17 protein-coding genes are annotated in these 18541 nt (G+C 33.4%); 14 read left to right on the forward strand and 3 right to left on the reverse strand.

What is annotated here, in order from left to right; all coding sequences use genetic code 11:
- The 6 genes from R3L15_RS13970 (at position 1) to R3L15_RS13995 (ending at position 6181) form a co-directional block, all read left to right on the forward strand.
- Positions 1–750 (forward strand): tetratricopeptide repeat protein, encoded by a 750-nt coding sequence (locus tag R3L15_RS13970; protein WP_338732397.1) that lies wholly within the window; start codon positions 1–3, stop codon positions 748–750.
- Between the two features lie 68 nt (positions 751–818).
- On the forward strand, positions 819–1124 hold the full coding sequence (locus R3L15_RS13975) for a hypothetical protein (protein WP_338732398.1): 306 nt from the start codon (positions 819–821) through the stop codon (positions 1122–1124).
- A gap of 72 nt (positions 1125–1196) precedes the next feature.
- Positions 1197–2789: a SulP family inorganic anion transporter gene (locus R3L15_RS13980; RefSeq protein WP_338732399.1), complete on the forward strand. Its 1593-nt coding sequence runs from the start codon at positions 1197–1199 to the stop codon at positions 2787–2789.
- 5 nt (positions 2790–2794) lie between these two features.
- A complete protein-coding gene (locus R3L15_RS13985; RefSeq protein ID WP_338732400.1) occupies positions 2795–3586 on the forward strand; it encodes a universal stress protein in 792 nt (263 codons plus the stop codon).
- Between the two features lie 12 nt (positions 3587–3598).
- On the forward strand, positions 3599–4228 hold the full coding sequence (locus R3L15_RS13990; protein WP_338732401.1) for a carbonic anhydrase family protein: 630 nt from the start codon (positions 3599–3601) through the stop codon (positions 4226–4228).
- An 87-nt stretch (positions 4229–4315) separates the two neighbouring features.
- Entirely contained in the window at positions 4316–6181 is a 1866-nt protein-coding gene (locus tag R3L15_RS13995; RefSeq protein WP_338732402.1) for a SulP family inorganic anion transporter, read from the forward strand.
- Between the two features lie 76 nt (positions 6182–6257).
- Here R3L15_RS13995 and R3L15_RS14000 read toward each other — a convergent pair whose 3' ends face one another.
- Together R3L15_RS14000 and R3L15_RS14005 are read right to left on the reverse strand one after the other, a co-directional pair.
- Positions 6258–7442 (reverse strand): HmuY family protein, encoded by a 1185-nt coding sequence (locus tag R3L15_RS14000; RefSeq protein ID WP_338732403.1) that lies wholly within the window; start codon positions 7440–7442, stop codon positions 6258–6260.
- Positions 7443–7453: 11 nt separating this feature from the next.
- A complete protein-coding gene (locus R3L15_RS14005) occupies positions 7454–9601 on the reverse strand; it encodes a TonB-dependent receptor domain-containing protein (RefSeq protein WP_338732404.1) in 2148 nt (715 codons plus the stop codon).
- A 99-nt stretch (positions 9602–9700) separates the two neighbouring features.
- On the opposite strand from R3L15_RS14005, the gene R3L15_RS14010 reads away from it, so the two are divergent.
- Genes R3L15_RS14010 through R3L15_RS14025 form a run of 4 tightly spaced genes read left to right on the forward strand, consistent with a single transcriptional unit; the run spans position 9701 to position 14779 of the window.
- A complete protein-coding gene (locus R3L15_RS14010) occupies positions 9701–10609 on the forward strand; it encodes a DUF6607 family protein (RefSeq protein ID WP_338732405.1) in 909 nt (302 codons plus the stop codon).
- Between the two features lies 1 nt (position 10610).
- The gene (locus tag R3L15_RS14015) at positions 10611–12089 is read left to right on the forward strand and encodes an ankyrin repeat domain-containing protein (protein ID WP_338732407.1); all 1479 of its coding nucleotides are present in this window, start codon (positions 10611–10613) and stop codon (positions 12087–12089) included.
- A 12-nt stretch (positions 12090–12101) separates the two neighbouring features.
- A complete protein-coding gene (locus R3L15_RS14020) occupies positions 12102–12584 on the forward strand; it encodes a DUF2271 domain-containing protein (protein WP_338732408.1) in 483 nt (160 codons plus the stop codon).
- Between the two features lie 11 nt (positions 12585–12595).
- Positions 12596–14779, forward strand: a complete 2184-nt coding sequence (locus R3L15_RS14025) for a PepSY domain-containing protein (protein WP_338732410.1) — start codon at positions 12596–12598, stop codon at positions 14777–14779.
- Here R3L15_RS14025 and R3L15_RS14030 read toward each other — a convergent pair.
- Positions 14776–15306 carry a CvpA family protein gene (locus R3L15_RS14030; RefSeq protein WP_338732411.1) on the reverse strand — a complete coding sequence of 177 codons (531 nt, stop codon included), beginning with the start codon at positions 15304–15306 and terminating at the stop codon, positions 14776–14778. The genes R3L15_RS14025 and R3L15_RS14030 overlap by 4 nt on opposite strands.
- A gap of 50 nt (positions 15307–15356) precedes the next feature.
- Here R3L15_RS14030 and R3L15_RS14035 point away from each other — a divergent pair, with 50 nt between their 5' ends.
- The 4 genes from R3L15_RS14035 to R3L15_RS14050 all read left to right on the forward strand — a co-directional run bounded on the left by R3L15_RS14035 (position 15357) and on the right by R3L15_RS14050 (position 18531).
- Positions 15357–15713: a hypothetical protein gene (locus R3L15_RS14035; RefSeq protein ID WP_338732412.1), complete on the forward strand. Its 357-nt coding sequence runs from the start codon at positions 15357–15359 to the stop codon at positions 15711–15713.
- Between the two features lie 34 nt (positions 15714–15747).
- Complete coding sequence (pheS, locus tag R3L15_RS14040) at positions 15748–16767, forward strand: phenylalanine--tRNA ligase subunit alpha (protein ID WP_338732413.1); 1020 nt, start codon at positions 15748–15750, stop codon at positions 16765–16767.
- Between the two features lie 127 nt (positions 16768–16894).
- Positions 16895–17383 carry a transcriptional regulator gene (locus R3L15_RS14045; RefSeq protein ID WP_338732414.1) on the forward strand — a complete coding sequence of 163 codons (489 nt, stop codon included), beginning with the start codon at positions 16895–16897 and terminating at the stop codon, positions 17381–17383.
- A gap of 20 nt (positions 17384–17403) precedes the next feature.
- A complete protein-coding gene (locus R3L15_RS14050) occupies positions 17404–18531 on the forward strand; it encodes an efflux RND transporter periplasmic adaptor subunit (protein ID WP_338732416.1) in 1128 nt (375 codons plus the stop codon).
- Positions 18532–18541 lie beyond the last annotated feature (10 nt).

Consider the following 18541-nt stretch of genomic DNA (forward strand, 5'->3'; position numbering starts at 1 on the left):
ATGAAAAAGTTTTTGTTTTACGTATTGTTTTTCGTTGTGGCAACAGGGTTCTCACAAAACCAACAATGGTTTAATCAAGCAAACGAACTATACAACCAAGGTAAGTATAGTGAGGCTATCACGCGTTATGAAAAGATTTTGGAGAGCGGGCAGCATTCGGCAGAATTATACTTTAATTTGGCCAATGCGCACTATAAACTAAATCATATCGCGCCAAGTATTTACAATTATGAAAAAGCATTACAATTAGCACCTAACGATAAGGAGATTAAAAATAATATGGCATTTGCCAAAAATATGACTGTCGATGCTATAGATACTGTTCCAGAAGTTGGGTTGTCACGCTTTTTAAAAGCAGTTACTAACTCATTTAGTTTTGATGGTTGGGCATATTTTACGGTTTTTGCTATGTTAGCTTTTATTGTGTTGTATTTAGTGTATTATTTTAATTCTTCAACAGCTAGAAAACGCCTGTCTTTTGTGCTTAGTTTCACTTTTTTGTTACTATCGGTTATTACGTTGTCCTTTGCTTTTCATAAATATAATTTAGATAAAAACGATAAACCGGCTATAGTTTTCTCGCAAGAAGCTCAAGTTAAAAGCGAGCCTAATTTACGGAGTGTGGAAGCTTTTAAACTCCATGAAGGTACAAAAGTTCAAATTTTAGATACCGTGAATAGTTGGAAACAAATTAAATTATCAGACGGAAAAACAGGCTGGATATCATCTGAAGATATTAAAGCGTTATAAGATTTAAAATATATTTAACGTAATAATATCTTACAAATTTTATATTTGTAGTTTAATTAATCTTAAATATGCCAAGAACGAGAATAGTCATATTTTTTTCTATTATCTTTATGATGTTCCTCGTAGCTCCTACGGTTATTTCGGTTATTGAAGACACTTACGATCTTACTATTTTTTATAGTGTTAACGAAGAAGAAAATAAGGAGCAAAATGAAGTTCAAAAGAACTTAGAAGTCAAATATTTAGAAAACCTAGGTTTTGCTAGTGTTTTTTGGGATAATGATGAAAATGATTCTTTTAGCTATTACTTAAAAAACTATACACCGCTTGTTTTAGAGTGTGTGTCTCCTCCTCCAGAACAGAACATATTATAATACGTTTTACACAGTTTTCCAGATGTTACTTCTGGACTGTACTTTATTTTCTAAAATTTTAAAACTTTATATATGTTCAAGTATATTAAAAGCGACTTGCCAGCTAGTATTGTCGTGTTTTTTGTGGCTTTACCATTGTGTTTGGGTATTGCACTTGCTAGTGGCGCACCATTATTTTCAGGATTAATAGCCGGAATTATCGGCGGAATTGTTGTTGGAGCTTTAAGTGGCTCTAAAATAGGCGTTAGTGGCCCAGCTGCTGGATTAGCAGCTATTGTATTAACAGCTATTGGCGCTTTAGGAGGATACCAAAACTTTTTAGTAGCAGTTGTTATTGCAGGTGTTATTCAAATTTTATTTGGCGTGTTAAAAGCGGGTGTAATAGGCTATTATTTTCCGTCTTCTGTTATAAAAGGTATGTTAACAGGTATTGGAATTATTATTATTTTAAAACAGATTCCTAACTTTTTTGGTTATGATGAAGAATCTGCTTGGGATTTAGAATTCTTCGAGATTGATGGAGGGAATACATTTTCAGAGATTTTTCAAGTCATTAATAACATTCATCCTGGAGCCGCTTTAATAGGTGTAATTAGCTTATTAATATTATTATTTTGGGATAAAGTATTAAGTAAAAAAGGTAAAATATTTCAGTTAATCCAAGGCCCTTTTGTTGCTGTAGTTATAGGTATTATATTCTTTACTCTAACCCAAGGGAATAGTTTGTTAAATATAACATCAAACCACTTGGTTAGTGTTCCTATTCCAGAAAGTGCATCCGACTTTTTAAATCAATTTAGTTTTCCAGACTTTAGTGCAATTACCAATGTAGATATTTGGGTTACGGCTTTTACAATTGCTCTAGTAGCTAGTTTAGAAACACTATTGTGTGTAGAAGCAACAGATAAGATAGACCCCGATAAAAATGTAACACCAACTAATAGAGAATTATTAGCGCAAGGAACAGGAAACGTAATTTCTGGTTTAATAGGTGGATTGCCAATTACACAAGTTATTGTAAGAAGTTCTGCAAACATTCAATCAGGAGGAAAAAGTAAAATGGCAACTATTATTCATGGTTTCTTATTATTAATTTCTGTTATCTTAATACCAACATTACTTAACATGATTCCGCTATCAGTTCTAGCAGCAATTCTATTAATAGTGGGATATAAACTAGCAAAACCACAACTATTTAAACAAATGTATAAATTAGGGTGGAAACAATTTGTACCTTTTATTGTAACCGTTGTAGGGATTGTATTTACCGATTTACTATTTGGTATAGGTTTAGGACTTTTAGTAGGTATTGTAGTAATTCTTCTAAAGAGCTATCAAAACTCACACTTCTTACATATTGAAGATAAAAGTAATGGAAAACACAAAATTAAAATGACATTAGCCGAAGAAGTAACATTCTTTAACAAAGGAGCCATTTTAAAAGAATTAGATAGTTTACCACGCGACACATATCTAGAACTTGATTTAATAAAAACCAGATATTTAGACAACGATATTATTGAGATTTTAGATGACTTTTCACACAAAGCTAAAGAGCGAAATATTGATATAAAACTAGTTTCTAAGCGCGGTGTAGAAGAAAATCCAGAAAGTTTTGCCGAGTTTTTTAGAACAAGACCAAAATCTGATATAAGCTTAAGCTAATTGCTATGGGAAAGCCTAAACATAACATTCTTCTACTGGCAGATTTAAAAAAGCCAGTAGAAGATATTTTAAAAAGTACTGTTAGTTTAGCAAAAATGATTCATGCTGATATTGAATTATTTCATGTTAAACAACTTACAGATATTGTTAAACGAGAAAGTCAATTGTCAGCTATGCGAACGCTTAACGAAACGCATTCAAAAACAGATAAGCAGCTTTTAAGTTTAATAGAGCCAATAGCCAAAACGTACGACGTAAATATTAATTACAACTATGTTTTTGGAAATGTTAAAACAGAAATAGGTAATTATATAGAACAACAACAACCAGATATTGTTGTTTTAGGCAAACGCAATAACTCGTTTAATCCTTTGGGAAATAATATTACCGATTTTGTGTTAAAGCAATTTAAAGGTACTGTTATGATAGCCAATAATAACAATCTTATCGATTTTGAAAAAGGGTTTAACTTTGGCGTGTTTAATGTAACTAACGAATTTCAAAATCAAATGTTTATAAAAGATTTAATGGCTTATATTAACAAGCCTTTAAAATCATTTCAAATTGTAGGAGAACCCCCCGCAAAAATTAAATATAAAGACGATGTTGTGGAGCATGTTTTTGATCAAGGAAGCAACGCCATAAAAAACGTGTCTAATTATCTATTAAAAAGCAATATTAATTTATTGTGTGTAGAGAGAGATAAAAATAATGCTACTCAAACACCAATAAAAGATATTGTTAATAATCTTAATGTTTCCCTGTTTATCACAGGAAATAGAAACTATTCATCTTAAAAAATAAAACAAATGAAAGCACATACAAAAGAAACACAGGCAACCATGACGCCTCAAAAAGCATTGCAGTTTTTAAAAGAAGGAAACCAACGGTTTCAAAGCAACCTTAAAGCAAACCGAAATCTTTTAGAGCAAGTAAACGATACCAGCGATGGGCAATTTCCTTTTGCAACTATTTTAAGTTGTATCGATTCGCGTGTTTCAGCAGAATTAGTATTCGATCAAGGTTTAGGAGATATTTTTAGCGTGCGAATTGCAGGTAACTTTGTAAATGAAGACATTCTAGGAAGCATGGAATTTGCTAGTAAATTAGCAGGTACGAAATTAATTGTCGTTCTAGGGCATACAAGTTGTGGTGCTATTAAAGGTGCTTGCGACGATGCTAAGCTAGGTAATCTTACAAGCATGTTGGCTAAGATAAAACCAGCAGTAGAAGCTGTTTCAGAACCTCAAGATAAAAGCCTTAGAAACTCTAAAAACTTAGAGTTCGTGGATAACGTAGCTAAAAAAAATGTTGCTTTAACAATAGAAAATATAAGGCAACAAAGCCCAGTACTAAAAGAAATGGAAGACAACAACGAAATTAAAATTGTTGGTGCTATGTACGACATTAATACCGGAGGTGTTTCTTTTTTTGAATAAGAAAACACGCTAACAAATAATATAAAAAAAAGACTGTTATTATAGCAGTCTTTTTTTTATATTATAAATTCAAAATATTACCCAATTATGAAAAAGTTCTTCTCAAATATAAAAGGCGATGCTTTTGGTGGTATTACAGCTGGTATTGTTGCATTACCATTGGCTTTAGCATTTGGTGTATCCTCTGGTTTAGGTCCAAGTGCAGGACTCTATGGTGCTATTTTTATTAGTTTTTTTGCCTCGCTTTTTGGAGGAACAAATACACAAATATCAGGGCCAACAGCTCCAATGACAGCAGTAAGTATGGTTGTTATTGCGGGTATTATTGCTGCTAATGATGGCGATGTTAACAAGGCCTTACCAGCTATTTTAACAGTGTTTTTGTTGGCAGGTTTAATGCAAATAGGTTTAGGAGCTTTAGGTTTAGGTAAGTATATTAGATATATTCCTTACCCGGTAGTATCGGGATTTATGACGGCTATTGGTGTTATTATTTTAATAACACAAATACTCCCAGCAGTAGGCTATTATCCAAAGGAAGACATGAGTTTTGTAGATACTTTTAAACCCCAAGCCGAAGAAGTTATTTTAGAAAACATTTTAAAAGAAGAAGCAGGCGAAGGTATTCTAGTTTTAGAAGACTTTAAAGAAACCATTAATAGAGCAGAAAAAGTTACTGAAGCAGATATTTTAAAAGAATCTAAAACCTTAGCCGCAAAAGAAGCTTCAGGTGTGTTAGGAACGTTTAAAGTTATAGGTAGAGCCTTAGGGAACGTTAATTGGTTGGAAGTTTTATTAGCACTTGGAACAATACTTATTATTTATGGTTTCAAACGAATTACTACCGCTATACCAAGCACCTTAGTCGCTTTATTAGTCATGTCTGGAATTGCTGTAGGTTTTGGGGTAAATTATCGCCCAATTGAAGAAATTCCTAGTGGTTTCCCCATACCAAATCTTGAAATTATAACACAATTTCAATTAAGTAGTATTACACCTTACATCTTTACAGCATTAACCTTAGCACTTTTAGGAGCCATAGATTCCTTGCTAACAAGTGTTGTTGCAGATAATATGACTAAAACTAAGCACAAACCGAATAAAGAATTAGTTGGACAAGGAATTGGAAATAGTATAGCAGCTGTTTTTGGAGGACTTCCAGGAGCAGGAGCAACTATAAGAACGGTTGTTAATATTCAATCAGGAGGAAAAACTAGGTTATCTGGTATGATTGCTGGTGTGTTGTTATTGGTTATTCTACTAGCATTAGGACCAATAGCTTCTCGCATTCCTGCAGCGGTATTAGCAGGTATTTTAATAACCGTAGGGATTGGTGTTATGGATTATAAAGGCTTACGTGCTATCCCAGCGCTTCCTAAGGATATTAAATTTGGACCAATAAAGTTAAGTTCTGAAGTTTTAGTTATGCTAGTGGTTTTAATATTATCTACATTCTGGAATTTAGTTTATGCAGTTGGAATAGGTTTAGTCATTGCTTCGTTAATGTTTATGAAAAAAATAGGAGATCTTACAGCTAGACGATCCGATGTAAAAACGTTATCTCAAGAAAAAGCCTGGGCAGATGAAAAAGATTTCCCCGAAAAGCTCAAAGAAGAAGTGTTTATTAAACATTTAAAGGGGCCGTTGTTTTTTGGATCGACTAGCGATTTTCAAAGTTTATCGGCACAAATCCCTAAAACCGCATCAACTGTTGTTATTCGATTAGGAAGAATGCAATATATGGATCAATCTGGGTTATATGCCATGGAAGATGTGCTGCAAGAACTACGTAATAACAAAGTGCAAATCTTGTTTGTAGATTTATTAAAACAACCTAAATATATGATGGAACGAATTGGCATTATTCCCGATTTAATTTCTCAAGAACATATCTTTAAAAATTTTAAAGATTGCACTCAATGGATAAAAAATAATGTGAAAGACGAGTATTGAAATAAACAAAGCCGTTTCAATTGAAACGGCTTTGATGCTTAAAAAACTAAACTAATTCCAAATATGGATTAAGATGTTACTGCAACAATTCATATTGAAATTGAGGAAAGCCACGTTCACCTGTGTTGCTTTCAACGGCCGTAAATCTTAGTTTGTAGTAGTTGTCATCTGTATCTTTTATAATGTAGTATCTGTCCTCTCTTACAGAAGTTTCACCAGTCATATAATCTACACTTCTCCAACCACTACCAACAACAGCACGATCATTATAGACAAAATTAGCTTCATTAACATTAGTTATTGAAAAATTAGTAAAACTGGGTGTTGTATCATCTTCTATTGTAATTTGATATAAACCTACACCACCTAGTGTATTATGTGTTGTATAATCTGAATAGGTTAAACCTGCTGCTAAATTTCCTTGTAAGCCATAATAAGAGAATACACCACCAAAATCTATATCCCAGTCTGATGCCATTGGTTCAACGTCAACGATTTGTCCATTTGTTAAACTTACTGCAGTAAGGTTATAGTTGTTATCTTTGCTTACGGTTATTTCAGAATAATCGGTCGTGTTGCTTAATTCTGCATATTGTATTGTGTAGCTACTTCCATCTGTTAATACTCTAATTTTCATAAAGCCTCTAGGGTCACCAGTAGTATTTAACGACCCATTGTTTGTTGTTGGGATTTCGTTTCCTAAATTTACAACATATACATTGTTATCACTATCTGTTGTAGAGATTTCACTAAAAGCTGTACCTGTTAATTCCCCTTCTTTACTGTCTGTAAAAGAAATGCTTGCATCAAGATCACCATATTGTGTATATCCTACAGGTAAACCTTGCATTAATTCAGCAACAGTATTAACAGTTACTGTAGTTGGGGAAAAGTTTTGATCTAATGCATTAAGAGTTAATGGGGATGTTAAAGTGGTGGTTTCGGTTACTGTTGTAATGTCAGTAATGCTTTCGAGTTCTGCGGCAGACACCAATAAAGCGTTGTTTAAGAAAATTCTGTTTTCCGAACCGTTATATACAGCAATTTCCCAAGTATCACGATTTACAGCTATCTGCTCACCTGTGCTTAAATCTACATAAACACGATTAGGTTGATTAAAACCACCTACTTCTGGATCTATAATTCCACCAGAAGATGGAGGCGTTGATACAACTGGAGTTCCGCTGTTATCGTCACTACTACAACTTGTTATTAGAGTAGCTGTTACAAAAAATATTAGTGTTAAAAATTTGTTTCTCATAATTATTAGTATTAAAAATTTAGGTTATATGATAGTTTTAAAAAGTAAGATCGGCCGTTACCAATTAGTCTTGAACTTGATGTTGGAGTAGTGTGGGCTCCGGCTGAAGTACCTGTGTTTATGCTTACAACATCTAATAGGTTTCTTGCGCCTAGCGTTGCGCTTATTTTGGACGAAATATCTGTTCTTATTGAAGCATTTAACCAAGTAAAAGCATCGGTCTCTCCAATAAATAATTCGTTATTCGTATTGGTAAATACATTTTGTGTTTTACCAGTATATTTTAATTGGCTTGAAATTGTGGTGTTCCACTTAGTTATTTTATATGCCAATGAGGTTTGTAGGTTTAAACTCCACAAATAATCAGAGGAGTTATTAAAAGACTCATTAATAGCATTTGTAATGCCTAAATATGTAGCACCTAAACCGATGTTCCAGTTTTTATAGATAAAACTATTGTCTAAAGTGAATCCTAACCGTTTGCTATAATCTATATTATCTTGTGTAAATAGAGTTCTACCATCTTCTTCTGTAGTAATGCTAGCTATAGCGTCTTTTAGGTCAATAAAAAAGAATGTAAAGCTAGGGTTTAAAACCCCTTCTTTAGCAATTATATAGCTGTCTTTTAGGTTTGTAAAAATAGAGATGCCATCTTCTGGCTCTAACTCAGGATTACCTTGTACATTATGGTTAGAGTCAACAAAATAGTAGAATAGTTCTTCAAAATTTGGGGCTCTGTATGCCGAACCTACAACAGCTTTTAATTTTAGTGTCTCTGAAAAATCATAGGTAGATGATAACGACCAAATTAGATGACTGTTAAATTGAGAACTGTTTGTAAATCTGGCACCTGGGTTTATAGATAGATTTTTTGAAGGTTGAAATTCGGTAATACCAAATAATTCATAATTGGTAATTGTATTTTTAACTACATCACTAGAATAATCACCTGTAGCTATGGCATCAAAACCAGATTGATTTGTGAATTCATAACCTAATTGCAAATCAAAAAAACTAGATTTTGATATTATATTATTTACGAAAGCTTTAGAGTACCATACTTCAGATGATTGGCTTACAGCATCAGTTAAAACAGAATCTGTATGTCTTTGAAGAATGTTGTAAACATATTCTTTATAGTTGCGTTTTTGATTTTGATAGGAAAACGTGAAGTTATATTTAGTAGCACCATGTAATGGCCCAGAAATATTTAAATTATTTACCCATCTATTAGTATTGTATTTTTGATCTACAGCTGTAGGGTTGAGCCTACCGTTAAGATATCTACCATTAACATGCCTATCATAAATATCTAAATCTTCATTGAAATATTGTAGCTTATAAAAGAAGTTATGTTTATTTACGTCTAAATTGACATTTCCAGATACCGTGATTTGTTCTTTGGGATTCCATTCTGTACCACGCAGACTGTCATTAACAACACTACCTTCTTGGGTGTTTATGTTTACGTAGTCTTTGCCTTTATAGGAGTTATAAAAACCTGCAAAATCATTTCTTGAAATACCCAATGAATAGGATAATTTTTCATTAACCTGATTTGTAGCCTTAACATTTTGAATATGCCTTCCTTTATCAAAAAACTCAAACTCGTTACCAACTGTTTCTTCTTGTAGAGACAATTGAAGTTCCCAACCATTGTCATTTAGTCCTCTTTTGGTAATAATATTAATTACACCAGCAACTGAATTATCGCCATAAAGAACACCCATTGAGCCTTCTACTATCTCTATACGTTCAACATCATCTAAGTTTATTTGAGTAATATCTATATTATTTCCAAGGCCATTATCACTAATAATAGGAATACCGTCAAGCAAAATTTTAACGTATTGTCCATCTAACCCAAATAAACTTACTGTAGAACGACCATTAGAAGCATCGGGATTTACCGTGATGTTTAGGTTGTTGAAAAGAACATCAGCTAAGTTGTTTCCAGCTACATTTGCAATATCTTTTCTTTTTATTGTTTCCACGGTAAACAACTTTTTACTTACCGACATAACATTACTTTCTCCAACTATAACAACTTCTTCTAACGTCTCAACTTTGGTGGTGTCTTGTTCTTTTTCTTGAGCACTAAGTATGCTACACAAAAAAAGTAAAAAATAAACAACGATTTTATTTTTATTTAGACTCATTCTTCTTTATTTTTGTCGCAAATATATAATCTTATTTTAAATCAGTCTAAATAAGAATGATGTTTTTTAATTTTTTATAAACACAAATCATACTTAAAAATGAAACAAATAGTTTTATCAGCATTTCTTGCACTTGTATTCTTATCAAGCGTAGTAGCTCAAAGTAAAAAGAAGCAAGACCAAGCAGCCATAAAAGATATGTGTGGCTGTTATGAGGTAACTTTTAATTTTGCTGAAACTTTCGAATATTCTGAAGATTCTACTTATATACCATCAAAAGTAAAACATGATAAAGGTTTGGAGTGGGTGCAATTGGTAGAAGATAGTAAAGACAAAATTTCAATGCAGCACTTACTAATTGTTGGTTCTAAAGATAACCCATATATAGTAAAGCACTGGAGACAAGATTGGGAATATCAAAATACAGATTTATACGAGTACAACCACGATAATAACTGGACTTATGTTAGTCTTCCAAAAGATAAAGTAAAAGGTCAGTGGTCGCAAAAAGTATTTCAAGTAGATGATAGTCCACGTTACGAAGGGTCTGCTTCTTGGGTACATGTTGATGGTAAAAGCTATTGGGAAGATGAAACCTCAGCACCATTACCAAGGCGTGAATACACAAAACGTAGCGATTATAATGTAACTGTTAGACGTAACCGTCACGAAATTACCAACTATGGTTGGTTGCACGAACAAGATAACGATAAAGTTGTACGTAAAGATGGTAAAACAGATGTGGTTCTTGCTCAAGAAAAAGGCTATAATACTTATATGAAAGTTGATAATAGTCGTTGTAAAGCTGCTCAAGATTACTGGAAAGAAAACCAAGCTAAATGGGCTATTGTACGTGCTAAATGGGATGAGGTTTTTGCTAGAAATAAAGATTTATCTCTAGAAGAAAAAGTAGACAACAAGGTGCTATTTAAGTATTTATTCGACAAAGAAAACTACAAAACAGCAGAGGAAATCAATCCACTTATCGAATCATTTGTAAAGCAATAAGATGAAACATTTTAAACTAAATATTCTTGCATTAATCCTGTTATTAGGGTTTCAAGGATTTTCACAAGACAACATTTTTTTAAGCCGTGATTTTTGGGAAACCAAACCTTCACCAGAAGTTATAAAAGCCAAAATTGAAGCTGGTAACGACCCATCTGAAGCCAATGGAGGTAACTTTGATGGTGTGGTTATTGCAACTTTGCAAGACGCTCCACTTAAAAGTATAATATATCTTCAATCTCAAAAAGGGAACGATGTTAATAAGTTAACACACGATGGAAGAACCTATATTTTTTGGGCAGCTTACAAAGGCAACGTAAAGCTAATGGAACACCTTTTAAAACAAGGCGCTAAAACAGATGTTAAAGACGATCATGGCCTAACTGCTCTAAATTTTGCAGCCAATGCAGGCGTAACTAATACCAAGGTGTACGACATTTGCTTAAAACATGGAGCTAACCTAGAAAAAGACTTAAATCAAGATGGTGCTAATGCGCTATTATTGGCTATTTCCAAAGATGATGATTTAGCGTTAACGAAGTATTTCGTATCGAAAGGGTTAGATATAAATAGTAAAGATGCTAATGGCAATGGAGCCTTTAACTATGTGGCTAAAACAGGAAACCTTAAGTTAATGAATAAGCTTTTAGAACAAGGTATAAAAGGTAATGACCAAGCATTTTTATTTGCTGCATACGGAACGCGAGGAAAAACTAATGGTTTGGAAGTGTATCAATTCTTAGAGGAAAAAGGCTTAAACCCAAAAACAACAAATCACGAAGGTATGTCACCATTACACATTGTTGCGGCAAGATTAAAAAATCCAGAAATTATCAACTACTTTTTAAATAAAGGATTAGATGTTAATGCCGCCGATCACAATGGTAACACGCCATTTTTAAATGCTACTTACAGAAATGATTTAAAGATTGTAGAACTGCTATTTGATAAAGTTAAAAATATCGATCACGCCAATAAAAAAGGAGAAACAGCATTAATGTTAGCCACACAAAGTAATCATCCAGAAGTTGTTAATTTCTTAATTGAAAAAGGTGCTAATATTAATCAAATAGATGCTAAAGGAAACAATTTAACTTACTATTTAATTAATAGTTATTCTGATAGAAATAAAGATGAGTTTGTAAAAAAATTAAAGCTTTTAAAAACAGCAGGGTTAGATATTAAAACACCACAAAAAAACGGTAATACCTGGTATCATCTTGCTGTAGAAAAGCAACGTTTAGAGTTATTAAAAATAGCATCAGAATTAAACCAAGATATTAATGCAAAAAATAGCGAAGGTAATACGGCTTTAATTTTAGCTGCTATGAAAGCTAAAGATGACAGTATTTTAAAATTTCTTTTAGAACAAGGAGCCGATAAATCCATCACTACAGATTTTGAAGAAACAGTTTACGACTTAGCCTCAGAAAACGAATTGCTAAAAAAGAATAATATTTCAATAGATTTCTTAAAATAAATAGACAAGCATATGAAATTAAAACATATAACCATATTAAGTGTATTGGTTTTAGGCCTATTATCATTTACTACCTTGACAGAATCTACTAAGTATAAATGTATGATTCAAATGACGAATTATACAGGAGAAGGCGCTTACATTGTTATCTCGTTAATTAACCCAGAAGGTGAGTACGACAAGACTTTGTATGTAAAAGGTGATGACGACGAGTGGTACAACACGGTTGAAAAATGGTGGCAATTTTATGGTAAAAAGCGTCATAATATCGATGCCATTACTGGTGCAACCATTTCTGGTGGCGGTCGAGCTATTGAGGTTATCGATATTGAAGACTCTAAAATCGATGCCGGTTATAGTATTCGTTTTGAGACTGCAGTTGAAGACGATGAGTATTATGTAGACGATGTGCAATTTCCTTTAACTACCGAAAATATTAAAGGCAAGCACGAAGGCAAAGGGTTTATTCGTTATATAAGAATGATGCCGAATTAGAATTAACAACTATGACTATTTCTATCTGGAGATACAGCCACTTAGCGTTGGCTGTATCTTCTTTTGTTTTTATTGTTTTAGCATCTGTTACCGGAATTATTCTGGCATTTCAGCCTATTTCCGAACAAATGGAGCCATACAATGTGGCCGATTTGGACAACATCACACTTGCCGAAACAGTCGTGGTTTTTCAAAATACATATCCAGAAATTATCGACATAAAAGTCGATGCCAACGATTTTGTAATCGCCACGGTTTTTACCGAAGACGGAAACGATTTAAGTGGCTATTTTAACCCTAAAACAGCCGAGTTTTTAGGTGAAGAATTAAAACCTTCACCATTTTTTCAATGGGTTACCAATTTTCATAGGTCGCTATTCTTAAAAAGCGTCGGCCGATTTTTTGTTGGGTTGTGCTCGTTTTTGTTGTGCTTAATAGCGGTTACAGGAACCATCCTAATCGTAAAACGTCAGCGTGGTGTAAAACGCTTTTTTACGAAAATTATCAATGACGATTTTAATCAATATTGGCACGTGATTTTAGGTAGGCTGTCTTTACTTCCTATCATTATTATTACGGTTACAGGCGTCTATTTGTCCTTAGAAAAATTTGATGCCTTACCAGAAACAAAAACTGCACATAATATAGATTACGAGTTGCTTTCTGAAACGCCAAAACAGGATGTTTCACATTTTAGCATCTTTACAAACACATCGCTTTCAGAAGTAAAACATATTGAATTTCCGTTTTCTAGTGATGTGGAAGATTATTTTACAGTAAAATTACACGATAAAGACTTACTTGTTAATCAATTTACAGGGGCTATTTTAAGCGAAGTAAATACACCAAAAGTTGAAGTTTTTTCAGCTTTAAGTTTCAATTTACACACCGGAAAAGGCAGTATATTATGGTCTATTATTTTAGCAGTTGCCACGGCTAATATTCTGTTTTTTGTTTATTCTGGTTTTGCAATGACTTTAAAACGTCGTAAAAGCCGCTTAAAAAATAAGTTTAAAGCTGAAGATGCAGAAATAGTAATCCTTGTAGGTTCAGAAAACGGCAGTACCATAAATTATGCTAATACGTTTTTCAAGCAATTAATTAAGCAAAACAAAAAAGCTTTTATTGCCGAAATGAATGCTTACACACAGTATCCAAACGCCAAACATTTGGTGGTTATGACGGCGACTTATGGGCAAGGCGATGCACCAACCAATGCCAGTCAGTTTTTTCAAAAGTTAAATGAAAACACCAATACAAAAGATCTTAAGTTTTCAGTTGTAGGCTTTGGGTCGTTGGCTTATCCAGATTTTTGTCAGTTTGCTTATGATGTTGATAAGAAACTGCAACAAATGTATACACCAATATTACCCATATTTACTATTAACGACAAATCTATTGATGCGTTTAACCAATGGGTTGAAAATTGGAGTGAAGCTTCGGGGATTTCAGTAACTATTCCTCAGGAGCATTTAACAATACAGCCCAAACAGCTTAAAAAATTAAAAGTGATAAGCAAGACTAAAACGAATGTAGACAATACATTTTTAATCACTTTAAAACCTAAAAAACACCATCAATTTACATCAGGCGATTTATTAGCTATTTACCCAAAAAACGATTATCGTGAGCGGTTATATTCCATTGGAAAAGTGAACGGAACTATGCAACTAAGTATAAAATTGCACGAGAATGGTTTAGGCTCTGAGTTTTTACATTCGGCAGCAGATGGAGATAAAATCAAAGCGCGATTGGTGAAAAATTCGGCATTTCATTTTCCCAAAAAGACAAAACAGGTGTTTATGATTGCCAATGGAACAGGTGTGGCGCCATTTTTAGGAATGTTGCAACAAAACAAAAATATAGAAACACACTTATATCTAGGGTTGCGCACACAAGAGTCATTTCGGTTATATCAAGAACAAATAAAGCAACTTCTGTTTGATGGTAAATTAACAAAACATCATTTGGCATTATCTAGAGTAGGTGATAAACACTATGTTCAAGACTTTTTAAAAAGAGATGCTAAAACGGTTGCTAAATTGCTTTATAATAATGGAGTAATTATGATTTGCGGGTCGTTAGCAATGCATAAAAGTGTGATGAGTGTATTGGAAGAGATTGCGGTAACGTACAATAATAAACCATTAAGTTATTACCAAAACAAGCAGCAAATAAAGAGCGATTGTTATTAAGCTGTAGGTGTTTCTGTGTTTTCTGAATTTTCTTCTGTAGAATCTTCGGTATTCAAAATATTAGGAAAAATAGTAGGTGCCAAAGATTTTACAGGCTGATATAGTAAGGATTCACTCAAGCTGTCTTCTTTAGCAAATGGGATAGTTTTATTCATTTTATCAAATACAATTAAAACAATACTTAAAATCAGGGCAATTTTAAGTGCGCCAAATACACCACCTAGAAGTTTATTTATAATACCTAAAGCCGCAAAATTGGCTAATTTGGTTAATGCTTTTCCTGCTAGGGCAATAGCCAAAACAATAACAACAAATGTAATGGCAAAGGCTGTAACATTAATAGCTTGTTCGTCCCAATCTACTTTGGCTTGTAAAAAAGTCGCCGCATAATTACTAAAATGAATGGCGCCGTACACGCCAGCCACTAAAGCGACAAGCGAAGCCACTTCTACAAAGAGCCCTTTCATAAAACCGCGTACCAATCCAAATAGAATTAAAGCTGCTAAAACAATATCAATACCACTCATAATTTAATATTTCTGTAAATATAAACTAACTTTGCAACTTTAAAATTATTATGGCAAGAGACGAACAATTAAAAGAACGATGGGATTTAGTGGTTACCAAACTCTCTAAACAGTTTGCAGATGGCGATGAATTAGACTTAGATGCCATTATTTACCTTATAGGAGTTCAGGAGTTAGGACAATTTCATAGACGTTTTAAAAAAGATCATAAGTTAGACTTAATGCATATTGCTATTTGCCGCTTGTTGGAACCTTATGGGTACTATGAGTTTGATTTTTTTGATGATGATGGCTGGCCACACTATAAAGTAAAAGAGCAGTTACCACACTTAAAATCGGGAGAACAAAGCGTGCTTATGAAAGAAGCGATTGTAAACTATTTTCTGGAAGCCGAGTTTATAGACTAACTTTTATTAAATTTGCACTCATTTTTAAACTATTATGATAGACGAGATTAAAGCACTTATTGCCGAAGCAGAAGCCTTTACTGCAGATACTAAAAGTGATGTAGAAGATTTTAGAATTAAATACCTTGGTAAAAAAGGGATTTTAAACAAGTATTTTGCAGAGTTTAAAAACGTTGCAAACGACCAAAAAAAAGAATTTGGTCAAACTATTAATGCTTTAAAAAATACCGTTCAAGATAAAGTAAACACTTTAAAAGACGAGTTAGATAGTAAAGAAGAGGTTAAAGGGATTTATGGCGATTTGTCTAGACCTGGCGAACCTATTGAAATTGGTGCACGTCATCCAATTTCAATAGTAAAAAATCAAATTATAGATATTTTTTCGCGTATTGGTTTTAACGTTAGCGAAGGTCCAGAAATTGAAGACGATTGGCATAATTTTACCGCTTTAAATTTACCAGAATACCATCCAGCGCGCGATATGCAGGATACATTTTTTATTCAAACCAATCCAGATATCTTGTTACGTACGCATACCAGCTCGGTACAAGTGCGTTATATGGAAAACAATAAACCGCCAATTCGTACTATATCACCAGGTCGTGTGTATCGTAATGAAGCTATTTCAGCACGTTCGCACTGTTTCTTTCATCAAGTAGAAGGTTTATACATAGATAAGGATGTGAGTTTTGCCGATCTTAAGCAAACCCTTCAATATTTTACTACCGAAATGTTTGGGAAAAGTAAAATACGTTTACGTCCGTCGTATTTTCCATTTACCGAGCCAAGTGCTGAGGTGGATGTGTACTGGGGACTAGAAACTGAAATAGATTACCGTATTACCAAAGGAACTGGTTGGTTAGAAATAATGGGCTGCGGTATGGTAGATCCTAATGTACTAGAGAATTGTGGTATCGACCCTAAAGAATATTCTGGCTTTGCTTTTGGTATGGGAATAGATCGTATTGCCATGTTATTACATCAGATAGGAGACATAAGATTATTAAGCGAAAACGACGTGCGTTTCTTAGAGCAGTTTAAAAGCGCTTTATAACCTAAAAAACATATGTATTTTAAGCCGGCAATTCTGTCGGCTTTTTTATTTAACATTTTTTTAACTTCGTTTAGTTCGGTTTGTTCCGAACCAAAGTGTAATTTTGCACTCTAAAATTAGCGTGACGATGAATCAAGTAGAAAAAAGAAAATGTGAATTAGTTGAAAGACTAGGGATTTTCTTAGAGAATAAAGAGCATATGGCGCCTGTAGCAGCTCGCATTTTTTCGTATATTATTTTAACAGGCAAACAAGGAACCACTTTCGAAGATTTAGTGTCTAACCTTTGCGCAAGTAAAAGCACTATTTCTACACACTTAAATCACTTACAGGATTTAAAAAAGCTGACTTATTTTACCAAAACAGGTGATAGAAAAAAGTACTTTATCATAAATAAAGATACCACGGTACAGACCATTAGTAATATGATAGACGAGTGGAAGAACGAAAAACAATTGCATATAGAAATCAAGGCTTATAAAGAAGATGTAAACAAAAGCTTAGAACAGGAAAACCAATTTGAACTTGACTATCATAAAAGCTTTATCGAGTTTTTAGATGGTGCAATAGCCTCAATAAACAAATTAAAAGAAACCATAATAAATAATAAACACTAATTAATAATCAATAAATAAAAATGAAACAATCAAAATTATATAGTATTGCTGTAATAGGCATGGTTGCCTTATTTTTTACAAGTTGTAAACAAGACCAACAACAAGGGCAACAGCAACAACAAGCCTTGCCGCTGGCTGTAACAGCAGTTCCACAAAAGAATGTTACAGTATATACAACCTATCCAACTAATATAGAGGGTGTGATAAATAGTGAAGTTCGCGCCAAAGTTTCGGGTTATATACAAAAGGTTTTAGTAGACGAGGGGCAGAAAGTAAGAAAAGGACAAGCCTTATTTAAACTAGAAACACAGTCCTTAAGTCAAGATGCCGAAGCTGCTAAGGCTAGAGTAAATGTTGCGCAAGTTGAAGTTGACAAACTAAAACCTCTAGTAGAAAAAAATATTATTAGCGAAGTACAATTAGAAACAGCAAAAGCCAATTTAGCACAAGCTAAAAGTACCTATAATAGTATTGTTGCTAATATAGGGTATGCCACTGTAACAAGCCCAGTAGATGGTTATGTTGGCGCTATTCCTTATAGAGAAGGCTCTTTAGTAAGTGCCACAAGTGCTAGACCGCTAACAACTGTAGCTAGTATAGAAAAAGTGTTTGCTTACTTCTCAATGAATGAAACTGAATACTTAGATTTTCTACAACAAACAGAGGGAAAAACACTACAAGACAAAATTAAAAATTTTCCTAAAGTAGAATTAGTATTAGCTAACGGCCAAGCATATGAACAAAAAGGAACAATAGAAACAGTAACAGGACAGATTGACGCCAATACAGGAACGGTAAGTTTTAGAGCTGTTTTTAATAACCCAAATTTACTGTTAACTAATGGTAACAGTGGAACGATTAAAATACCAGAACAATACGAAAATGCTACAGTTGTACCACAATCGGCTACTTTTGAGCAACAAGGGCAAACGTATGTATATACTGTAGGAGAAGACAATACAGCAAAATCATCTTTAATTTCAATTAAGGACAAAAACGATTTACTTCTTATTGTAGAATCTGGCGTAAAGCAAGGTGACCAAATAGTTGTAAAAGGTATTGGTAAAATTAAAAACGGAACACCTTTACAACCACAAAAAGTGGCGTTTGATAGTATTGTAAAGCCTATAAAACCTCTATTTCAATAATATTTAGAAG

It is taken from the genome of Mangrovimonas cancribranchiae (assembly GCF_037126245.1).
In the GTDB taxonomy this organism is placed as follows: Bacteria; Bacteroidota; Bacteroidia; order Flavobacteriales; family Flavobacteriaceae; genus Mangrovimonas; species Mangrovimonas cancribranchiae.

Excerpts from the sequence above, each read along its gene's own strand:
- R3L15_RS14045 (WP_338732414.1), top strand. The coding sequence starts at position 16,895 with ATGAATCAAGTAGAAAAAAGAAAATGTGAATTAGTTGAAAGACTAGGG.
- R3L15_RS14025 (WP_338732410.1), top strand. The coding sequence starts at position 12,596 with ATGACTATTTCTATCTGGAGATACAGCCACTTAGCGTTGGCTGTATCT.
- R3L15_RS14035 (WP_338732412.1), top strand. The coding sequence starts at position 15,357 with ATGGCAAGAGACGAACAATTAAAAGAACGATGGGATTTAGTGGTTACC.
- R3L15_RS14050 (WP_338732416.1), top strand. The coding sequence starts at position 17,404 with ATGAAACAATCAAAATTATATAGTATTGCTGTAATAGGCATGGTTGCC.
- R3L15_RS13980 (WP_338732399.1), top strand. The coding sequence starts at position 1,197 with ATGTTCAAGTATATTAAAAGCGACTTGCCAGCTAGTATTGTCGTGTTT.
- R3L15_RS14015 (WP_338732407.1), top strand. The coding sequence starts at position 10,611 with ATGAAACATTTTAAACTAAATATTCTTGCATTAATCCTGTTATTAGGG.
- R3L15_RS13970 (WP_338732397.1), top strand. The coding sequence starts at position 1 with ATGAAAAAGTTTTTGTTTTACGTATTGTTTTTCGTTGTGGCAACAGGG.
- R3L15_RS13990 (WP_338732401.1), top strand. The coding sequence starts at position 3,599 with ATGAAAGCACATACAAAAGAAACACAGGCAACCATGACGCCTCAAAAA.
- R3L15_RS14020 (WP_338732408.1), top strand. The coding sequence starts at position 12,102 with ATGAAATTAAAACATATAACCATATTAAGTGTATTGGTTTTAGGCCTA.
- R3L15_RS13975 (WP_338732398.1), top strand. The coding sequence starts at position 819 with ATGCCAAGAACGAGAATAGTCATATTTTTTTCTATTATCTTTATGATG.
- pheS (WP_338732413.1), top strand. The coding sequence starts at position 15,748 with ATGATAGACGAGATTAAAGCACTTATTGCCGAAGCAGAAGCCTTTACT.
- R3L15_RS13985 (WP_338732400.1), top strand. The coding sequence starts at position 2,795 with ATGGGAAAGCCTAAACATAACATTCTTCTACTGGCAGATTTAAAAAAG.
- R3L15_RS14010 (WP_338732405.1), top strand. The coding sequence starts at position 9,701 with ATGAAACAAATAGTTTTATCAGCATTTCTTGCACTTGTATTCTTATCA.
- R3L15_RS14000 (WP_338732403.1), bottom strand. The coding sequence starts at position 7,442 with ATGAGAAACAAATTTTTAACACTAATATTTTTTGTAACAGCTACTCTA.
- R3L15_RS13995 (WP_338732402.1), top strand. The coding sequence starts at position 4,316 with ATGAAAAAGTTCTTCTCAAATATAAAAGGCGATGCTTTTGGTGGTATT.
- R3L15_RS14005 (WP_338732404.1), bottom strand. The coding sequence starts at position 9,601 with ATGAGTCTAAATAAAAATAAAATCGTTGTTTATTTTTTACTTTTTTTG.
- R3L15_RS14030 (WP_338732411.1), bottom strand. The coding sequence starts at position 15,306 with ATGAGTGGTATTGATATTGTTTTAGCAGCTTTAATTCTATTTGGATTG.